Origin of the sequence: Bradyrhizobium aeschynomenes (genome assembly GCF_013178945.1) — a bacterium.
Taxonomy (GTDB): Bacteria; Pseudomonadota; Alphaproteobacteria; order Rhizobiales; family Xanthobacteraceae; genus Bradyrhizobium; species Bradyrhizobium aeschynomenes.
Window position 1 is genome coordinate 148504 of record NZ_JABFDM010000007.1, and the last position, 20610, is coordinate 169113.

Annotated in this window: 10 protein-coding genes; 4 read left to right on the plus strand and 6 right to left on the minus strand. The window is 65.4% G+C overall.

From position 1 onward, the window contains the following. Positions 1-206: 206 nt before the first annotated feature. Positions 207-779, plus strand: coding sequence for a hypothetical protein (locus HL666_RS21180; protein WP_172111569.1), 573 nt, complete (start codon positions 207-209; stop codon positions 777-779). A gap of 50 nt (positions 780-829) precedes the next feature. Here HL666_RS21180 and HL666_RS21185 read toward each other — a convergent pair whose 3' ends face one another. The 4 genes from HL666_RS21185 to HL666_RS21200 are packed head-to-tail and all read right to left on the minus strand — an operon-like array spanning position 830 to position 6665. After that, a complete protein-coding gene (locus HL666_RS21185) occupies positions 830-3997 on the minus strand; it encodes an efflux RND transporter permease subunit (protein WP_172183406.1) in 3168 nt (1055 codons plus the stop codon). Beyond that, positions 3990-4979 carry a divalent metal ion exporter adaptor subunit IhpB gene (ihpB, locus tag HL666_RS21190; RefSeq protein ID WP_172183408.1) on the minus strand — a complete coding sequence of 330 codons (990 nt, stop codon included), beginning with the start codon at positions 4977-4979 and terminating at the stop codon, positions 3990-3992. Before ihpB ends, HL666_RS21185 begins: the two co-directional genes overlap by 8 nt. Beyond that, positions 4976-6244: a divalent metal ion exporter subunit IhpA gene (gene ihpA, locus HL666_RS21195; protein ID WP_172111566.1), complete on the minus strand. Its 1269-nt coding sequence runs from the start codon at positions 6242-6244 to the stop codon at positions 4976-4978. Before ihpA ends, ihpB begins: the two co-directional genes overlap by 4 nt. A gap of 58 nt (positions 6245-6302) precedes the next feature. Further along, a complete protein-coding gene (locus HL666_RS21200) occupies positions 6303-6665 on the minus strand; it encodes a hypothetical protein (RefSeq protein WP_311976094.1) in 363 nt (120 codons plus the stop codon). A gap of 345 nt (positions 6666-7010) precedes the next feature. On the opposite strand from HL666_RS21200, the gene HL666_RS21205 reads away from it, so the two are divergent. Further along, complete coding sequence (locus tag HL666_RS21205; RefSeq protein ID WP_172183410.1) at positions 7011-8486, plus strand: amidase; 1476 nt, start codon at positions 7011-7013, stop codon at positions 8484-8486. A gap of 12 nt (positions 8487-8498) precedes the next feature. Here the strand turns inward: HL666_RS21205 and HL666_RS21210 are convergent, their stop codons facing one another. After that, the gene (locus HL666_RS21210; RefSeq protein ID WP_172183412.1) at positions 8499-9269 is read right to left on the minus strand and encodes a transglutaminase-like cysteine peptidase; all 771 of its coding nucleotides are present in this window, start codon (positions 9267-9269) and stop codon (positions 8499-8501) included. Positions 9270-9869: 600 nt separating this feature from the next. Between HL666_RS21210 and HL666_RS21215 the strand changes: the two genes are divergently transcribed. Beyond that, a complete protein-coding gene (locus tag HL666_RS21215; protein ID WP_172183414.1) occupies positions 9870-16169 on the plus strand; it encodes an Npun_F0296 family exosortase-dependent surface protein in 6300 nt (2099 codons plus the stop codon). A gap of 99 nt (positions 16170-16268) precedes the next feature. Further along, on the plus strand, positions 16269-18503 hold the full coding sequence (locus HL666_RS21220) for a CHASE2 domain-containing protein (protein WP_172183416.1): 2235 nt from the start codon (positions 16269-16271) through the stop codon (positions 18501-18503). 279 nt (positions 18504-18782) lie between these two features. Here the strand turns inward: HL666_RS21220 and HL666_RS21225 are convergent, their stop codons facing one another. Beyond that, entirely contained in the window at positions 18783-20378 is a 1596-nt protein-coding gene (locus HL666_RS21225) for an ABC transporter substrate-binding protein (protein ID WP_172183417.1), read from the minus strand. Positions 20379-20610 lie beyond the last annotated feature (232 nt).

Genomic DNA, 20610 nt, shown 5'->3' on the forward strand with positions numbered 1-20610 from the left:
CTCCTGCGAGCTTCGATTGATGAGCTGAACTTGCGCGGTCGCACAGTGGGAGCGAGTCAAGCAGATAGGTCAATTGGGAACTGCCGAAGCGGGCAGGCGCATCCCGCAAATGCATGGCTCGCAGGCGATTCGGTCACTTTGAGGACACGTTTGGACGTTGAAAGGCGCGCGGCAGGGGGATTTCACAGTGTACAGGAGTCCTCCGAATGTACCGCGTTGTTGTTGTCGTCGTCGCATTGCTCGCTCTATCAGTTCAGGCGGAAGCCCGCCCTCGCCATCATCATCACCGTCATCATCATCATTACTCGCACCGCCACCACTCCGTCATGAACGCGATGGCCTCGATTCCGGGCGAAGGCCGCGTCGTCGGTGGCCGGCCATCAGGATGCCCGCACGCGTTCTGTGGCTGCGAGGCGTCGCTCTACACTTTCGGCCGCGTCATTCCCGAGCTGAACCTGGCGTCGAACTGGCGCCGCTTCCCGCGCACGGCGCCCGCACCGGGCATGGCGGCGGTCCGCTCCGGCCATGTCATGATCCTGCAGCAGCAGGTGGCCGGCAACGTCTGGCTCGTCCACGACGGCAATTCCGGCGGTCACGTCACCCGCGAGCATCCGCGCTCGATTGCGGGCTACACGATCGTGAACCCCAGGGGCGGCTCGACCATGTTCGGCGCAGCCTCGCGCACGACGCGCGAAGCCCGCGCGCCGCGCTACCAGCGGTTCGCCCGCAATGGCCGGCTGGATGGCTGGATGGCCAACGCGACGCCGGTGTTCAACTAACGCCGGGACATCGTCTGGCGACGTGGCAAGCGGGAACGTTCGCCACGTCGCTACTCTGCCCGAGTCTCCCGTCTGAACAGCACGTAGAGCGCGGGCAGCACCAGCAGCGTCAGAACGGTCGAGGAGATGATGCCTCCGATCACGACGGTGGCGAGCGGGCGCTGCACCTCGGCGCCGGCGCCGGTGGCGAGCGCCATCGGCACGAAGCCGAGCGAGGCGACCAGCGCGGTCATCAGCACCGGCCGCAGCCGCGCCAGCGCGCCTTCCTCCACCGCGACGCGCACCGTGCGCCCCTCCCGGCGCAGCCGCTCGATGAAGGCGATGATGACGAGGCCGTTGAGCACGGCGACGCCGGACAGCGCGATGAAGCCGACCCCGGCCGAGATCGACAGAGGCAGGCCGCGGGCGAGTAGCGCGGCAATACCGCCGGTCAGCGCCAGCGGCACGCCGGAGAACACCAGTGCCGCATCGGCGAGCGACCCCATGCTCATGAACAGCAGCAGAAACACCAATGCGAGCGCGATCGGCACCACGATGGTGAGGCGCTTTGTCGCCGACACCAGCTGCTCGAACTGGCCGCCCCACCCGATCCAGTAGCCCGGCGGCAGCTTGACCTTCTCCGCGACCGCGGCCTGCGCCTCGGTGACGAACGAGCCGAGATCGCGGGCACGGACATTGGCTGACACGACGATGCGGCGCTTGCCGTTCTCGCGGCTGACCTGGTTCGGTCCCGGCGCGGAGGCGACCGCGGCCACCGACGACAGCGGCACGTAGCGCGGCTGGCTCGTGGTGTTGAAGGCGGTGCGCAGCGGCGTCGCCGTCGTGTCCTCTCCGGCGGGCAGCGGAATCGGGATGGCGCGAATCGCATCGAGATTGCCGCGCAGGCGCTCGGGCAGACGGACGATGATGTCGAAGCGGCGGTCGCCGTCGAACAGCTTTCCCGTCGCCTTGCCGCCGATCGCGATCTCGACGACGTTCTGCACGTCGGCGACGCTGAGACCGTAGCGCGACAGCGCCTGGCGGTCGATCTTCACGGTGAGGATCGGCAGTCCGGCGACCTGCTCTGTCTTGACGTCGGTCGCGCCGGCGATGCCGCGGATCGCAGCTTCCACCTGGCGTGCCGCGCCCTGCAGGATGTCGAGATCGTCGCCGAAGATCTTGACGCCGACATCGCTGCGGACGCCGGAGATCAGCTCGTTGAAACGCAGCTGGATCGGCTGCGAGATCTCGTAATTGCTGCCAGGGATCTCGTCGGCGGCCGCTTCGATCTCCGCCACCAGCTTCGCCTTGTCCTTGGCCGGATCTGGCCATTCGCTGCGCGGCTTCAGCATGATGTAGCCGTCGCCCTGCGACGGCGCCATCGGATCAGTGGCGACTTCGGCAGTGCCGATCCGGGTGAAGACGTCCCTGACCTCGGGGATCCGGCGCAGGCGCGTCTCCAGCGCCTTCTGCAGGTCGACTGAAAGCGTGAGGCTCGTGCCGGGAATGCGCAGCGCGGCCAGCGCGACGTCGCCCTCGTCGAGGCTCGGAATGAACTCGCCGCCCATGCGCGTCGCGGCAACGCCGCTCACGGCGACCATGACGATGGCCCCGGCTGCGACCGTCATCCGATAGGCGATCACGCCACGCAGCAGCGGGGCGTAGATCCGCCGCGCGCCGCGCATCACCAGGTTCTCCTGCTCGGACACCTTGCCGGTGACGAAGATCGCGACCGCGGCCGGAACGAAGGTGATCGAGAACAGCACGGCGGCGCCGAGCGCCATCAGCACGGTCAGCGCCATGGGCGTGAACATCTTGCCTTCGACGCCGGTCAGGGTCAGAACCGGGAGGTAGACCACGCCGATGATCAAGGTGCCGAACAGGCTCGGGCCGATGACCTCGCGAGCACCCGCAATGATCGTCTGCATTCTTTCGGATGTCGTGAGCAGGCCGCCTTTGTTGTGCTGCGCTTGGCTCAGCAGGCGAAGGCAGTTCTCGACGATGATGACGGCGCCGTCGACGATGATGCCGAAATCGATCGCCCCCAGGCTCATCAGATTGGCGCTGACCTTGCTCTCGACCATGCCGGTGATGGTCATCGCCATCGACAGCGGGATGATGCAGGCGGTGACCAGCGCGGCGCGGATGTTGCCGAGCAGCAGGAACAGCACGACGACGACGAGGGCTGCGCCTTCGAGGAGATTCTTCTCCACGGTGCGGATCGTGGCTTCGACCAGATGGGTGCGGTCGTAGAGCGTGCGCGTGATCACGCCCTCGGGGAGTGATCTTGCGATCTGGTCCAGCCGGGTGGCGACGCGCCGCGCCACGGCGCGGCTGTTCTCGCCGATCAGCAGCATGGCCGTGCCGAGGATCGTCTCCTCGCCGTTCAGCGTCGCGGCGCCGGTGCGCAACTCGCGTCCCTCGGCGACCTCCGCGACGTCGCCGATCCGCACCGGCGTGCCGCCGCGGGCGCCGATCACGATGTCCCTGAGCTCGGCGGCGCTGCCGACCTGGCCGGGCGCGCGCACCAGATATTGCTCGCCATTGCGCTCGATGTAACCGGCGCCGACATTGGCGTTGTTGGAGGCGAGGGCGGCGATGACGTCGCGGAAGCTGATCCTGTAGGCCATCAGGCGGCCGGGATCCGGCAGCACGTGAAACTGGCGCGCGAAGCCGCCGATGGTGTTGACCTCGATCACGCCGGGCACGCCGCGCAGCTGTGGCCGGATGATCCAATCCTGGATGGTGCGCAGATCGGTCGGTGAGTAGTCGGCGCCTTCGGCGGTCTTGGCGCCGGGCTTTGCTTCCACCGCATACATGAAGATCTCGCCGAGGCCGGTCGAGAGCGGTCCCATCGCGACCTCGATGCCGGGCGGCAGCTGATCCTTGATCTCCTGGATGCGCTCATTGACCTGCTGGCGCGCAAAGTAGATGTCGGTGCCGTCCTGGAACACGACGGTGACCTGGCTCAGCCCGTAGCGCGACAGCGAGCGTGTGGTGTCGAGGCGGGGCAGGCCGCCCATCGCGGTCTCGACGGGATACGTGATGCGCTGCTCGGTCTCCAGCGGCGAGTAGCCGGGCGCCTTGGTGTTGATCTGCACCTGGACGTTGGTGATGTCGGGCACGGCGTCGATCGGCAGCCGGGTGAAATTCCATGCGCCGAACGCCGCTGCGGCGAGCGAGACCAGCAGCACCAGCCAGCGCTGGCGCACGGCGAAAGCCAGGATCGCGTCAATCATGCTCGGCCTCCCCCTTGCCCATCTCGGCCTTCACCACGAAGCTGTTCTCGGCGACGTAGTGCTCGCCGGGCGAGAGGCCGTCGCGGATCTCGACATGGGTCGGATCGGACTCGCCGAGCGCGACGGGACGCGCCTCGATCTTGTCGCCCTCCTCGCGCACGAACACGACGGTCTTGTTCTCCAGCGTCTGGATCGCGCTGGCGCGCACTGCGACAGCGACGTTGCGCTTGGCGAGCACGAGCCGCGCCGTGACGAACAGACCCGGGCGCAGCCGGCCGTCGGCATTGGCCAGCACGACGCGCGCCATCGCGGTCTGGGTTTCGCTGGCGCCGACGGGGGCGATGTAGGAGACGTGCCCGCGGATTGCGCCGCGGCCGTCGTCGGGATCGATCAGCACCTCGTCGTCGAGACGGACGCGCCGGAGGTCCTGGCGGTAGATCGACAGATCCACCCAGATGGTCGAGAGATCGGCGACCACGAAGGCGGGCTTCTGCTCGGAGGCGTATTCGCCGAGCGAGATCTGGCGGTCGATGATGGTGCCGCCGATCGGCGCCTTGAGATCGTAGGCGGTCAGGCTCTGGTTGCTCTCGATCGATGCCAGCAATTCGTCCTTGGCGACGGTGTCACCAATGCGCTTCCTGATCGCGCGGACGATGCCGGGAAAGCGCGGCGTCACCTGCACCAACGCTTCCTGATTGGCGCGGAGCACGCCGTTGAACGCCAGCGTATCCGACAAGGTTGCCGGGCCGGCTTCGGCCAGCGTGACGCCGGCCGCGGCGAGCTTGACGTCGCTGATGCGAATGCGGTCTGCGCCGTGCTCGTCCTGCTCGACGTGATCCTTCGGCGCCTTCTCGGCTTGGTCCTTCTCGGCATGGCCGGCGGCTGCTTCGGTGTGCGGCATCGCATCCACCAGGAGGCGCGACGCTCCGGCGCCGCCGACGGCCGCAATGATCGCAATGAGAATGACGGTGGGCGTCTTCATCGCGCGGTCTCCCGTGCCAGGGTGAAGGGACGGCCGACCAGGCCCTCGATCGTCGCCACGGCGACATGGATGTTCTGCAGCGCCTCCTGCTCGCGCAGCCGCGCCTGCGCGACGCTCGCCTGCGCATCGAGCACCTCGAGCAGGGAGAAGCGGCCGGCGCTGTAGCCTTGCGCGATCTCGTCCGCGGCCTCCTGCGCCTTGGGAATTGCGATCTCGCGCAGGACCGAGAGCTCCTGCAGCGAGCCCTGCAGCGAGTCGTAGGCGCGGCCGGCGATCACCAGCAGCGCGTTGCGGTTGGCCTTGCGCTCGGCCTCGGTCTTGGCGACGCTCTCTTGCGCCGAGAGGATGTTGCCCTGGTTCTGGTCGAACACCGGGATCGGCACGGAGACGCTGAGCCGGACCGCATCGTCCTGGGTGTCGTTGAAATGCCGCCAGCCCGCGCCGACGCGCACGTCCGGATAGGGTTTCAGCCGCGCCAGCAGCAGCTCGGCATTGCGCTGCGCGTAGACGGCGGTCCAGCGCACGAGCTGCGGGTTGGCATCGATGGCCGCGATGACGGTCTGGAACGACGGCGGCCGGGTCGTGGCATCGAAGCGGCCGGTGACGGAAGGGAGTTTCGCCGAGCTGTCTCCGGTGAGCACGGCAAGCTCACGGCGCGCGCTCGCCAACGTCGCCTTGACGCGCTCGCGATCGGCCCGCACCAGGGCGGAGGCGACCTCGGCGCGGCCGGTCTCCGCCGGCGACGACGCACCGGCCTCGACCCGCCGCCGCAGCAAGGGCGTCAGGCGATCGAGCGCGGCGACCTGGTCGTCGAGGATCTGGATGCGGCGCTGCGTGGCGAGCACCGTCACGAAGGCGATCGCCGTCTCCGACAGGACTTCGAGCCGCACCGCCTGACGCTGGATCTCGGCGACGCGGATGCCGGCCTGCCCGGCGGCGATGCGCGCGTCGCGCTTGCCGAACCATTCGAACGCCTGGCTGATCTGCAAGGTCGTCTCGGCCGAGCGCGTGCCGCGATATTGGCCGGAGCCAAGGGAATTGTCCTGCTCGTAACTGAGCTCCGGATTGAGCAGCGCGCCGGCCTGCAGCCGCTGGCCCGAGGCTATGCCGATGTCGCGGTCGGCGGCGGACAGCCTGGGATTGGCGGCGAGCGCGCGGGACAGCGCCTCGCGCAAGGTCAGCGTCTGAGCGGCCGCGGCGTGCGCGGACGCCGCGAGCAGGGCCGCGGCGCAGATCGCGCGCGCAGCCATCGCGGGGAATGGCATGAGATGAACCTGTCTGGACGAGCAAGGAAGGACGGCGTTCGCCGTCCGGCACGTGGCGTCAGGTCAGGTGTCTTGGCGGCGGGGAATCGGACTCGGACAGGATGCCGGCACTGATGGCGGGGGTCGGCCAGTCCGTTGCTGCGACGATCTCGGCTGGAACCGCCGCGAGCTGCAGCTGCGGCACGGCCACCGAGAAGCAGCCATGGCAATGATGGTCGGCGATGCCGCGTTGGTCGGAGTGCCCGGCCTTGTCGAGCAGGGAGGCGATCTCCGGCTTGCCGGCCGACGCATGCGCGACATCGAGATCGCAGGCGCCGTGCAGTGCGCCGGCAAGCAGATAGGCGATCATCAGGCACAACGCCGAGATCCGGCGCAGCAGGCGCGGACGGCTTGTGAGATATGATCGACCAATGTCGCGCACGATGTCCTCTGTTCGCTCCGCGGATAGCATGCGGCGTCGGGCGTTGTCGATCAGCAACAATGTAACAAGCGGAACCGTTTACGGCACGGCCAGCGTCGGCGCGAGGCTGGTTTCGTTTTTCGGAACGCCCGGCAGCGGTGATGCGCTTGTCCTCGCCGTGAGCGGTAGGCGATGCAGCATGATCGCGTGGGATAACGGCATGCGTGGCGATCGATTGACTTGGAGCCTTCTCCCACTAAGGTTCGCGCCACCGGACAATCAGACAATCAACTGCGTCGGATTCAGTTGCGCTGCCGCGCGAATGCGCGAAGCACGATGATCACGGCGCGAAGGATCGGACGACAGATGACTTTGGCGATGAGCTGGGACGAGTGGGCCCGGCATGATGGCATGGCGCTGGCGGCGCGCGTTCGCAGCGGCGAGCTGACGGCGGCGGAGCTGGCGCGGCAGGCCGCGGCAGGCATCGCCAAGGTTGATCCGAAGCTGTCAGGCGTCGTGGAAGTGTTCGCCGACGCGGTCGAGGATCCGATCAAGGCCGGTGCGAATGCCGCGGGTCCGTTTGCCGGCCTGCCGTTCCTGATGAAGGATCTGGGTCCGACCATGACCGGCCGCCTGCAAGAGCAGGGCTCGCTCTACATGCGCGGCAACCGTCCCGCTGCCGACACGCACCTCACCACGAAGATGCGCAAGGCCGGCCTCAATCTGATGGGGCGCACCACGACGCCGGAATTCGGTGTCTGCAGCTCGGCGGAGAACCCTGCCGTCTACGTGACGCGCAATCCTTGGGACACCGACTACACCACCTGCGGCTCGTCGGCCGGCAGTGCGGCGATGGTCGCCGCCGGCGTGGTGCCGATCGCGCATGCGACCGATGGCGGCGGCTCGATCCGGATTCCCGCAGGCGTGAACGGCAACATCGGCCTGAAAGTGTCGCGCGGCGTGTTCTCGATCGCGCCGCATCTGTCGGACCTGTCGGGGCTGGTCTCGATCCAGGGCTGCCAGTCGCGCAGCGTGCGCGACACGGCGGCCTTCGTCGATCATTGCCGCGGCGGCGCGCCGGGCGAGTTCATGCCGTACTGGACCACGCCGGAGCCTTATGTCGAGCTGATCAAGCGGGATCCCGGCAGGCTGCGGATCGCGCTGTCGCATCAATGGGGCGACTACCGCGCAACGCCGCACATTGCGGCCGAGCTCGCGCGCGTCGGCACATTCCTCGAGAGCCTCGGCCATCACGTCGGCTACGCGCTGCCGGATGTCGACTATCCCAAGGCGTTCGCTGCGCAGACCACGTGTTACATCTCGAACTTCGCGATCGTCATCAACAACCTCCTGGCGTCGCGGCAGCTCGACCGGCCGCCGGCCGATCTGATCGAACCGGTCAACATCCGCATCTGGGAAGCGGGCCGCGGCACCAGCTTCGCCGAGCGCGCGGCGATGCAGGCGGTGTTCAACACCACCTCGCGCGCGTTCGGCGCCTTCTTCGAGGAATGGGACATCATCCTGACCCCGATCACGGCGCTGCCGACGCCGAAGATCGGCACCACGGAATATCTGACGATCAGCGACAATCCCGACGTGCTCGACTGGTTCGGCAATCTGTGGCGCAACTTCGCGTTCACGCCGCTGGCCAATCTCTGCGGCATTCCGGCGATCTCGCTGCCGCTCGCCACCAACGAGCATGGCCTGCCGCTCGGCATCCAGGCTATCGGCAAGCAGGCCGATGACGGCCTGCTGCTGCAGCTGGCGGCCCAGATCGAGCGCGCCATCGATGGGAAGTGGAACGGCGGGGCGACACCGACGGTGCACGTCACCAGGGACTGAGCGCTGGGATCGTCAGTTGCTGGCGGACATGGAGCCCGGCACCGTCGGGTCCAGCGATCGGCGGCCGACCTCGGCCATCAACGGCGCCGGCTCGAGAATCGAGATGCCGGTCTCGTCGATCACGAAGCGCGGCCGCACCTGCCGTGCATCGCTGTCCCGGATCATGGCCATCCGCTGGTTGTCCAGCAACAGCCATCGTCCGTCGAGGCGCGCCGCGACAAGGGCGTGATCCTCATTGCGCGCGGTGTCGCGTAGGATGACGATGCGCAGATCCTGCGGCGGAATGCCGGCCAGCCGGAGCGCCACGAACTTCGCGATCGCATAATCCTCGCAGTCCCCCGCCAGGCTTCCGAAGGTGACGAGCGTGGACGTCCAGACGTCGGGCTCGCCATATTGAACCAGGTCGCTGGTTGGCCGGATCGCGAGGTTGATCGCCCGGTTGATCTCGCCGAGCCGAGCACGACCGTCTCTGGCGCGCGCCTGATCGACGATGGCAAGCAGGCGCAGTGCGGCGGGCGAGACGCAGCGCTCGCGATCTCCGTCGCACAATGCGAGCTGCACGCGCTCGTCGTCGAGCCTATGCGCCAGCGTGAGCCATTTGCGCAGCAGCGGGCCGGCTCCGAGCTCCGTCCGGTTCAGGCCGAATGGCTCGTCATCGCCGATGGAAGCCCCGAGTTCCGCCGGCTGCCCGACAGGACCCGCCTGTGCCGGGCTGCCGATCCACAGCATCGCCGTGGCAGCCGCAGCCGCAAATGATGCGCGGATCAGCGCGAGATTGGTCATGTGACGCCCCGTCCCCGGAACTCGCCGGCGAAGACGCGCCTGCGGAACCGGGTGTTGTTGGGGCCAGCATGCGCGCCGAGGCTTTGGCGCTGCTTAAGGCGGGGGTGCCCGCGATAAAATCGCGTCAGTCAGGCTGAACGTTGTGTTGCTCCGATGCGACAAATCCTAGCGAAAGCCGGGCGAGGGTCGCGTAGGATCATTGCGATTCGCGTTCGGGTTGTGGCCGTCGATCATCCCCAGCACACGCTCAATTGATGCAATTTGTAGATTTCCGTCCGCCCGGTCTCCGTCCTCCGCTCGAAATGGGTCCGCAGGAGTATGCGGGTGCGGATGTTACGGTCGGGCTCTGTAATCGTGGTCTTGGAAATACAGATCTAGACTTTGGGCCGCCCTATCGAGGCCGATGAATACTTGATTATACCATAATTTGCTCGCCACGAAGAAGGCGCAAGCTTGACGATATCAAAGCAAACCCGTGGACGTCGCCGTTTCCACGCCTCAGGAGCACAAGCTGAAGATGGTTCCTCCAGACACTCGCCAGTGATATGCACGCTTTGAACACAAATTGTTATGTAATAATTAACCATAGTCGGTGGCCCCGTGAATTACGCTGGCAAGTCTGACGCCGCGCTTTTCTCCGACGGCCTGGGCACGTCCGCGCCGGCTTATTTGAAGCTGGATGCGCCGCCGGCCCATGCGCCGGCGGACGCGATCGTCGTTCCGGACGCGCATTTTCTTTTCAACGCCGATTTCAAGCGTTCCGGTCTCGACCTCGTGCTGTCGTCCGATGGTCGTGAACTCGTGTTGCCGGACTATTTCAAGGGCGAGAAGCGGGCGCCGCTGGCTTCGCCCGATGGCGCCCATCTGACCGGCGACCTCGTCAACGCGCTGTCGGGCGCCGTGCAGGTCAGCCAGGCCGGTGGCGCCGCGAGCGCTGGCAAGGTGATCGGTCACGTCACCAAGCTGCAGGGCACGGCGACCGTCATCCGCAACGGCGTCTCGATCCTGCTTCACAACGGCGACAACGTCGAGAAGGGTGACATCGTCCAGTCCGGCTCGAATTCGACGGTTGGCATCACCTTCATCGACGGCACCGTGTTCGGCCTGTCCTCGAACGCCCGGATGGTGCTGAACGAGATGGTGTACGACCCCAACGGGTCGAACAACTCCTCGCTGATCAGCCTGGTGGCCGGCACGATCTCGTTCGTGGCCGGCGAGACCGCCAAGCATGGCGACATGAAGGTCGACACGCCCGTCGCGACGATGGGCATTCGCGGCACGGCCGTGCTGGTCGAGATCGACTTCACGGTGCCGGGGCAGGGCGGTCTGCCCGATGCCAAGTTCCAGGTGCTGGTCGAGCCCGATGGCCGCACCGGCTCCTACGTGCTGTACGACAAGACGACGTTGCAGCCGATCGCCGTCGTCAACCAGGCCGGTCAGCAGATCCAGATCAGCAACGGCATCGTCAATCAGAGCGCGGTGCCGCTCTCGCCCGACATCCAGAAGCTGATCAACGACGTCTTCACGCTCAAGTTCACCGACAACACCAACCCGAAGTCGACGACCCACTTCACCGATATCGGCGTGCCGCAGGCGCTGACGCCGGTGACATTGGCCAACGGCACCAGTGCAACGCCGGTCGTCCGCGTGGTCGACGACGCCGGCCCGACGACCGGGACCGGCCAGACGGGCGAGCAGCCGTTGCACATCCCGGGTCCGCCGGAGGTCAGGATTTTCGACGCCGACGGCCGGTTGACGGCGGCGTTCGGATTGATCGAGCGCGCCGGGCAGACCGGGAACGGCAGCGATCTCGACATTGTGCTCAGCCGCGTCAGCTTCCTCGACGTCAACGGCATCGACCGGCCGACGGTCTCGGTGAGCTTCAACGCCTATTCATACAAGAGCGCGCAACAGACCGATGTCACCGGTTCGTTGAATGCGCTGCAGCTGCAGGACGTGATGGCGACGGCCGTGAAGATCACGGTCACGCCTAATCCGAACAACAAGAACTCCGGCACGGCGACGCTGACCTACAGCGTTCCCGACAAGTATTTCGACTTCCTGGCGGCAGGTGAAACGCTGACGCTGACCTACATCGTCCGCGTCGACAACAATTTTGCGCCGTCCAACGAATTCACCCTGGTCCCCGTCACGATCACCGTGACAGGCACCAATGACAAGCCCGAGATCACGGCGAGCGTGCCGACGATCGCGTTCGAGGGCGGAACGAACGTTCCCGGCGGGCCGCTGACCTCCGACGATCCGACCGCGGGCACGCTGACCTTCAAGGATGTCGACCTCACCGACACGCATACGGTCTCGGCCACACTGACCAGCGCCGTTCTGGAAGGCGGCGGCAGCATTCCGCCGGCCCCGCTGGCACTGTTCGCGCAGGCGCTGACCGCGTCGATATCGTCCGACAGCACCGGCAGCGGCGCCGGAACGATCAGTTGGAGCCTTGGCAACCTGCCGGTCTATGTCGCGGATTTCATTCCGGCCGGACAGACCGTGACGCTGACCTACACGGTGACGTTGACCGACTCGCAGGGCGCGACGTCGACCCAGACGATCACGGTGACGATCACCGGGACCGACGACCCCGCCGTGGTCTGGATCGCGACGACGCAAGCCGGCGGCAGCAGCGGCGCGCAGGTTCATTTGTGGAGCGACGGCGCGAACTGGGCCACCGGCCTGGCCCCGACCGCCGATGACGACGTCATCATCATCACCGATCAGCTGCATGGCCTGACGCCAGCCTTTCCGGTGACGATCGACGAGGACGTCCTCGCCTATGCCAAGTCGGTCACGCTGAATGATTTCGGCGGCGGAGCCATTCCGGAGCTCGACAATCACGGCACGCTGACGGTCAGCGGCGCGCTGACGGCCAAGGTCGATTCGCTGATCTACAACTTCTCGGCTGCGACGATCACCGTCGGCGGCTCGGTGCAGATCCTGGGGCAGAGCGAGCTGCACAACGCCGGCACCGTGCTGCTGGCGGGCGGCGGCGTCTTCGGGGCGTACGCTGGAATCTTCAACACCGGCACGATCGAGTTGTCCGGCGGAACGCTGACGGTGCAAGGCGACGTCACCAACGTCGGCGAGGACAGCTCCGGTCTGATCCAGGTCGACCTCGGCGCGACGCTGACCCTGGATGGCGGCAGCATCGATGGCGGCACCATCTTGATCCAAGGTGCGCCGGTCGTTCAGAATTTCGGCACGCTGAACGAAGGCGGGGACACGCCAACGCCCGTGAACGGGCTGCTCGTCATGAAGGACGGGGCCGAGCTCAGCAATGGGGAGCTGACCAATTTCGGCACGATCGAGGTGTCGGGCAGCGGAAATGCTTTCAGCAACGAGACCATCACGAATGTCGGTCTGATCGACGTCAAGGCGGGCGGCGAGCTTGCGCTCGGCAATGAAACGATCATCGACAATGCCGTTGGCGCGATCGTCACCGTCGCGGAGTCCGCGACCCTGACGCTCTCGCATGCCGAGATGACGGGCGGCACGCTGACCAATGAAGCCGGCGGAACGATCGCACTGACCGGCGGCGCCGCGCTGATCGGTGGCGCGCTCGACAACTCCGGCATCATCGCTGTGTCGGGCAGCGGCAATGCCTTCGACAACGAGACGATCACCAATGCGAACGCCGCCGCGATCACCATCGCGCTCGGTGGCGCGCTGTCGCTGAGCGGCGCGAGCATCGCCGGCGGCGCCGTCACCAGCGAGGGGACGATCTCGGTCGACGGCGACAGCACGATCGACGGCAGCGCAGTCGCGGGTGGCGTGCTGCTGGTCGGCGAGATCGGTCCGCTCGCGGAGATGACGGCGGTCCTGACCGTCGAGGGCGGTGCGTCGTTGACCGGCGTCGACATCACCATCGGCGACGGCTCGACGCTCGAGGTTGCTGCAGACGAGACGGCAACCCTGGTCGGCGTCACCGTCGACAATTCCGGCACGATCCAGGTCGACGACGATGCGCTGCTGCTGATCGAGAACAGCACGATCACCGGAGGCGATCTCGTCAATCACGGCATCGTGCATGTCGAGACCGCAGCCGCAACCACCTTCGACAATGTCACCATCGACAACACCGACGGCGTGATCATCATCGATGAGGATGGTGAGATCCCGGTGGAATCGACTCTGGTGCTGGATGGGAATACGACGCTGACCGGCGGCACGCTGGAAATCCGCAGCGTCGGCACGCTGCAGATCGCCGGCAACGACGTGACACTGTCCGATATGGACGTCCAGAATTTCGGCATCTTCACCGTCGACCCCGGCGCGACCCTCGGCCTTGCCGATACCAATGTGAGCAGTGACGGCAAGCTCTACATCTATGGCACGATCACCGCGAGCGGGCTGAGCGGCATCGGCGGAACGATCTTCAATTTTGGCACGATCGAGATCACGGCGGGTACGTTCGAGATCACCGGCGATGTCGAGGGCTCCGGACTGATCAAGGTCGACGCCGACGCCACGCTGACGGTCGATGGCCACGTTCATCAGACGATCGATTTCAGCAGCGAGGGCAACAGCGAGATCGTCATCGACGACGCCAGCTTCTCCGCCAAGCTCGCCGGTCTCGGCACCGGCGACAGGATCGACCTGCAGACGATCAAATGGGGCGAGGCGACAACGGCGTCCTACGATGCGGAAACCGGCGTGCTCACGGTCGTCGACGGCGAAGGGCACAGCATCGCCCTGACGCTCGAAGGCAACTTCAGCGACTTGCATTTCGCAGGCAGCGATGACGGGCAGGGCGGAACGCTGATCACGCTGAAGGCCGAAGACACGGCGCCGGTGGTCGCGGATGCGGGTCGGCCGGGTGCGATCACCGAAGCGGCGGCGCAGACGGGGGCGTCCGATCAGCACAGCGTCACCGGCAGCGTAAAATTCACCGATGCGGACCTGACCGACCGGCCGACCGCGTCGATCGGGGCGCAGAGCGTGACCTGGCTTGCGGCCGACCAGCAGACTGATTTGTCGGGTCAGCTCACGCCGGGCCAGATCGCCGCGCTCGAACAGGCGCTGAAACTGAGCCAGGTCGGCAATGCCAACAATGGCAAAGTCGACTGGACGTATGCCATCGCCGATGGCAAGCTCGATTTCCTCGGGGCCGGCCAGACCGTGACGGTCACCTCCACGGTGACGATCGACGATCATCAGGGCCACACTACGATGTCGGCGGTGGTCGTGACCATCAACGGCACCAACGATCTTCCGGTCGTCACGAGCGAGGTGCAGTCCGCGGAGATTGCCGAGCGCACGGATACGTCCGGCTCGGATCTGCTCGATCAGGCGAGCGGCACGATCACCTTCGAGGATGCCGACATCACCGATGCGCATGTCCTGAAGGTGACCGGAGTGGCCACTTCCGGCAACGATAGCGGGTTGCCCGCGGACGCGTCCGTGCTCGAGAGCTGGCTGTCGCTCGGAACGCTCACCGAAACCGGCACGGGCGGAGCATCGCAGGCCTGGACCTTCGCTGCCCGGGACAAGGTGTTCGACTATCTCGGCGTTGGCCAGCAAGTGACGCTGACCTACACGGTTGCGATCGACGACGGCCATGGCGTCGTCGTCGACGTGCCCGTCACCATCACGGTCAATGGCGCAGAGGATGCGCCCGTCATCACCGGCGAGACCAACCCGACGGTGCAGACCGTCATCCTGTCGGAGCGGGCCACGGTGCTGGCGAGCACGGCGAAGACCAATGCCGAGGGCATGCCGACCGAAACCTTCGATCACGTCTCGGCCGGCAACATCTCCGACAACGGGCGCGGTCACGGCAGCTTCCACAGCGAGGCGCTGCACGCGACCTTCACGGCCAGCGGCAATGCGGGCATCGTGCACGGCTCCTCGCCGGTGTCGGCAGCGCCCTACATGGCCGACGGTGCCGACAAGACCAACTATCTCAGCATCGGCAGTCACGCGCAGGAGACCATCACCTTCGACAGCGTCAAGAACAGTTTTGGGCTGTATTGGGGCTCGGTCGACAGCTACAACAGCATCTCCTTCTACAACGGCAACAAGCTGGTCGCGTCCTACACGGGCAACGACGTCGCGCCGCTGCTCGCCAATGGCGGCCAGGGGTCGCTGGCCTCGAACGGCTATGTCGAGTTCCTCGGCCTGTCCCCGTTCAACAAGGTCGTGCTGGCCAGCAGCCAGAATGCATTCGAGATCGACAACATCTCGGCTGGCAACGTCGCCGATCAGCCGGTCCAGCTCGCGAGCAAGATGTCGGGCACCTTGACCGTGCTCGACAAGGATGTCGGTGACACGCTGACGGCCGCAGTGATCGACGATGGCGTCATCAAGTACAACGGCCTGCCGAGCCTCCCCGCCAATGCCCACGTCCAGGCGCTGGCCGATGCCCATGCCATCACCTTCGACAGCACCACATCCGACGGCAAGCCCGACGTCCTGCACTGGACGTATCATCCCGCCGACGTCAACCTGGATTTCCTCAATCCCGGCGATACGCTGACCGTCACCTATCAGGCCCGAGTGAGCGACGGTCACGGCGGAACCGCGACCAAGGCGCTGACCGTCACGCTCGCTGGCAACGGCGCTTCGACGGTGAATGGCACGGACCAGGACGACAATTTCGTCAATGTCGGCGGCGGCGTCACGATCTTCGGCAAGGACGGCAACGACACGTTCGTCTTCAACCCGCATTTCGGCAGCGCCACGATCGGTGATTTCGATCTGAGCAAGGATAGCGTCGAGATCGACCTCTCGCTGTTCGCCAATATGGATGCGCTTGTCGCCTCCGCACAATCCGCCAATGGCGGCCACGACACCGTCATCACCGATGCGGCGCATGATACGCTGACCTTGAAGGGCGTGACGCTCGACCAGTTCAAGCTGCATCACGACGGCTTCCACCTCGTCTGAGCCTCGTGAGCGAGGCGGGCGGCGGCGTTGTCAGGCGCATCCCCTTCGGGCTAATCAGACGTTTCGGATCGCCGGCCTCGGCGTGATATCGGATGCTGCATGAAGCGATTGAGAGCAGTTCCCCGGTGGTTCGCACGCAAGTTCGGCTATGCGCGCCTGATGTGCCTCGTGCTGCTGGTTGCCTTCGCCGCGCTGCGCGCCGCCGATCCTGCTCCGATGCAGGAACTGCGCCTGCGGACATTCGACAACTTCCAGGCGTTCAGCCCGCGGGTGAAGACGATGCGTCCTGTCACCATCGTCGACATCGACGAGAAGAGCGTCGCCGATCCCAAGCTCGGTCAGTGGCCGTGGCCACGCACGCGGATCGCTGAGATCATCGAGAAGCTCACGCGCCTCGGTGCCCTCGTCATTGCGTTCGACGTGGTGTTTGCCGAGCCGGACCGGTTGAACCCCGCGCTTGCGGCCGAGACCTTTCCCAATCTCGACGAGGCGACGCGCGAGAAGCTGAAGGCGCTGCCGTCGAACGATCAGGTGCTCGCCGATGCTCTGCGCCGATCGCGAATCGTTCTCGGTGAGACGGCCAGCAACGAGGTCCGCGCCGATCTCGACAAGACCTTGCCGGTCACGGGCGTTGCCACGATCGGGCCCGAAGCCGATGGCTTCATGGAGAGCTACCCGGGGCTGTTGCGCAACGTTTCGGTGATCGAGCATGCCGCGTCTGGACGTGGGCTGTTCACGATCCCGCCGGAGCGCGACGGCATCATCCGTCGTGTGCCGATGATCCTGCAGGCGCAGGACATCACGATGCTGGCGCTCAGCTTCGAGATGCTTCGAGTGGTGAGCGGCGCTGACACCCTGGTGATCAAGGCCGATATCGGCGGCATCAAGAGCCTTCGCATCGGCGGTTTCGAGATTCCGACGGATCGCAAAGGCAGGATCTGGGTGCACTATGCCCGCTCCGATCCGTCAATCTACGTGTCGGCCATCGACGTGCTCGAGGGACGCGTGCCGCCGGAGAAGATCGCAAGGAAGCTGGTGCTGATCGGACCGTCCGCCATCGGCCTGAACGACATCAAGACGACGCCGGTCGACCCGGCGATGCCGGGCGTCGAGGTGCATGCCCAGGTCCTCGAATCCGTCCTCACGAACTCGATCCTGTCCCCGCCGTTCTGGGGGCTTTCGGCCGAATTCTTCGGCGCCTTGATCTTCGGCCTGCTCGTGATCGTGTTCGCGCCGCGGCTCGGTGCCGTCACGCTGGTGCTCGTCGGCGCCCTGTTCGCAAGCGTTCTGATCGGCCTCTCCTGGTACGCCTATACGCAGCACCGGTTCCTGATCGACTTCACCTATCCGATGCTGTCGACCACGGCGATCTATCTGACGCTGATCTTCGCCAGCTTCATTCGCGAGCAGCAGCAGCGCAAGGAGATTCGCGGCTGGTTCGCGCAATACATGTCGCCGGTGCTGGTGGAGCAGCTGGCGCAATCGCCGGAGAAACTCGTGCTCGGCGGCGAGGAGCGCGAGATGACCATCATGTTCTCGGACGTGCGCGGCTTCACCTCGATCTCGGAAAGCTACAAGCGCGATCCCCAGGGCTTGACGACGCTGATGAACCGCTTCCTGACGCCGTTGACCGACGCGATCATCGCGCGCAAAGGCTATGTCGACAAGTACATGGGCGATGCCATCATGGCATTCTGGAATGCGCCGCTCGACGACCGGGAGCATCACCTCAACGCCTGCACGGCGGCACTCGACATGCTGGACAAGATCGACGAGGTCAACCGGCAGCGCGAACAGGAGGCCGCCCATGGCGGCCATGTCTACATCCCGCTCAACGTCGGCATCGGCCTCAATACCGGCATCGGCGTCGTCGGCAACATGGGCTCGGAGCTCAAGAAGAACTATTCGGTGCTGGGCGACAGCGTCAACCTCGCCTCGCGCCTCGAAGGTCAGACCAAGGAATACGGCTTTCCGATCATCGTCGGCTCGGCAACGGCGATGGCGGTCAAGGACAAGCTCGCGATCCTCGAGCTCGATTTCATCATGGTCAAGGGCAAGACCGAGCCGGAGGTGATCTATGCGATCGCCGGCCGCGAGGACGTGATGTATTCCGAGCGCTTCCAGCTGTTGCGCAACCTGACCATCGAAATGCTGGCGGCCTATCGCAGCCGCGACTGGGACGAGGCGCTTGCTGCGATCGCGCGAGGCCGGAAGAAGGATGAGGCGAAGGAGCTGGCGAAGCTGTTCGATCTCTACGAGGCGCGGATTTGCAGCTATCAGCAGAACCCGCCGCCGGTCGACTGGAACGGTGCACACGCGCTGACATCGAAGTAGCGCTAAACTCTTAGCAACGATGAACTACCCCCTTCAGGGTGCGGTTGCCGGGCATGAGTGCAGTGCTTATGAATGCGCCCTCTCCCCTTGTGGGAGAGGGCACGTAGGACGCTTCGGCAAGCTCGGTTGGGTGGGGGGTCTCTCTCCGCGAGTTGCGCCCGTTGAGAGAGACCCCTCACCAAACCGCGTTCGCGGACAGGCCGCACATGCCCTCTCCCACAAGGGGAGAGGGCGCATTATCTGACAACCGCTTTGCTGCGAGACCGAGACGACAGCTCCTTATTCCGCCCCGATCGTCGTCAGGTCCTGGAACCAGTGCTGGGCCTGCACGAATTTTTTCACCTTCGGCGACAGCGCATGCGGGTTGGTGTCGTGCACGACCCAGACCAGCACGGCGTCGTCGACGACCTGCGCGTGCGCCTGCGCGATCAGCTCGTCCTGCTTGGCCGGATCGAACGTCTGCTTCGCCTCGGCGATCAGCGCGTCGACCTTCGGATTCTTGTAGCCGCCCCAGTTGACGCCGACAGGCGCAATCTGGTCGGAGGCGAAGAAGCGGACGATGGCGTAGAGCGGATCCGACGTGACATAGGCGATGTTGTTGGCGGTGATGCCGGCGTTCATCTCGTCGGCCGCACCCTTGCGCCAATGCGTGTAGAGCGTCTCGAGCTCGACGACCTTGAACTCGATGTTGATGCCGATCTCCTTGAAGCTCTGCTGCAGGTACTCGTTCATCGGCAGCGACAGCATCTGGCCGGTGCCGCCTTGCGCGATGATGAAGGTCGTCTTCAGCGGCTTGGCCGGCGAGTAGCCGGCCTCCTCGACCAGCTTCTTGGCCGCCGCGAGATCATATTTCAGCTCGAAGGTCGGCTTGCCGAACCACGGGCTCGACGGGTCGACCTGGCCCTTGGCCGGCTTGGCGAGACCATTCATCAGGCCGACGACCTCGTCGCGGTTGATCGCGAGGTTGAGCGCCTTGCGCAGGCGGATGTCGGTCCAGGGCGAGCCCGGCAGCACGCTGAGATGATAGTTCCAGACATGCGGCGTGACGTTGTCGACGAGCTTCATGCCGGCCGCCTTGAGCTGTGGCACGGCGTCCGGCGCCGGCGTCTCGATCAAATCGACCTGGCCGGCGAGCAGCGCGTTGGTGCGCGTCAGCGCCTCCGGCATCGGCACCAGCACGAGCTTGTCGGTCTTGGGCAGCCGATCCTTGTTCCAGTATTCGGAATTCTTTGATAGCTCCGCGAGCTCGCGCGGCACCAGCTTGGTCAGCTTGAACGGACCGGTGCCCGAGGGCTGGCTGGCGAACTTGTCCCAATCCTTGCCGAGCTTCTCATACTGCGCCGGGCTCGAAATCAGGAACCACAGCATCTGATAGGGAAAGAACGAGTCGACGGTCTTGGTCGTGATCTCCACGGTGGAGTCGTCGATCTTGGCGTAGCTCGCCACCGACGGCAGCCGTGTCTTGACCTGCGCGCTCTGCCGCTTGTCGAACTGCGGTGCCTTATCGTTGAGCACCTTGTCCAGATTCCAGATCACCGCATCGGCATTGAAGTCGCTGCCGTCGTGGAACTTGACGCCCTTGCGCAAGGTAAAGCGCCACTTTTTCTTGTCGGCATCGTCGACCTTCCACTCGGTGGCGAGGCCTGGGATCAGCTTGCCGGGCTTGTCGGCGACGCTCATGTCCCAGGCGACCAGCGGATCGTAGATCGTATAGCCGGTAAACTGATAGGCGCCGGCGCCGCGATCGGGCTGACCCGTCGTCAACGGAATGTCGGCCATCGAGATGCCGTAGCGCAGAACAGTCTCGGCGCGCGCTGCAGCGGCAGAGAGGCCGAGCGCGAGCGCGGTGGCGAGCAGTGGCTTGAGAAGACGCATGAAGGTGAGGCTCCGTGGAAACCGGATCAAATTCGACGCGCACAACCTGCAATCCGGGTGCCAAGCCCTCGAGCGAGATCGTTTGAGTACAAACGTTGTGGCGTCGCGTCGCAGGGTGAGCTCCGCAGGCCGTGCTGGCATAGGCGTTGCATAATGCTGCCCAGAATCTAGCCAGCCTTATCGGAGAGAAGATCGTGCTTTCTTGTATTGCGACCTCAATGAATGTGCGTGC

Excerpts from the sequence above, each read along its gene's own strand:
- HL666_RS21180 (WP_172111569.1), top strand. The coding sequence starts at position 207 with ATGTACCGCGTTGTTGTTGTCGTCGTCGCATTGCTCGCTCTATCAGTT.
- HL666_RS21185 (WP_172183406.1), bottom strand. The coding sequence starts at position 3,997 with ATGATTGACGCGATCCTGGCTTTCGCCGTGCGCCAGCGCTGGCTGGTG.
- ihpB (WP_172183408.1), bottom strand. The coding sequence starts at position 4,979 with ATGAAGACGCCCACCGTCATTCTCATTGCGATCATTGCGGCCGTCGGC.
- ihpA (WP_172111566.1), bottom strand. The coding sequence starts at position 6,244 with ATGCCATTCCCCGCGATGGCTGCGCGCGCGATCTGCGCCGCGGCCCTG.
- HL666_RS21205 (WP_172183410.1), top strand. The coding sequence starts at position 7,011 with ATGACTTTGGCGATGAGCTGGGACGAGTGGGCCCGGCATGATGGCATG.
- HL666_RS21210 (WP_172183412.1), bottom strand. The coding sequence starts at position 9,269 with ATGACCAATCTCGCGCTGATCCGCGCATCATTTGCGGCTGCGGCTGCC.
- HL666_RS21220 (WP_172183416.1), top strand. The coding sequence starts at position 16,269 with ATGAAGCGATTGAGAGCAGTTCCCCGGTGGTTCGCACGCAAGTTCGGC.
- HL666_RS21225 (WP_172183417.1), bottom strand. The coding sequence starts at position 20,378 with ATGCGTCTTCTCAAGCCACTGCTCGCCACCGCGCTCGCGCTCGGCCTC.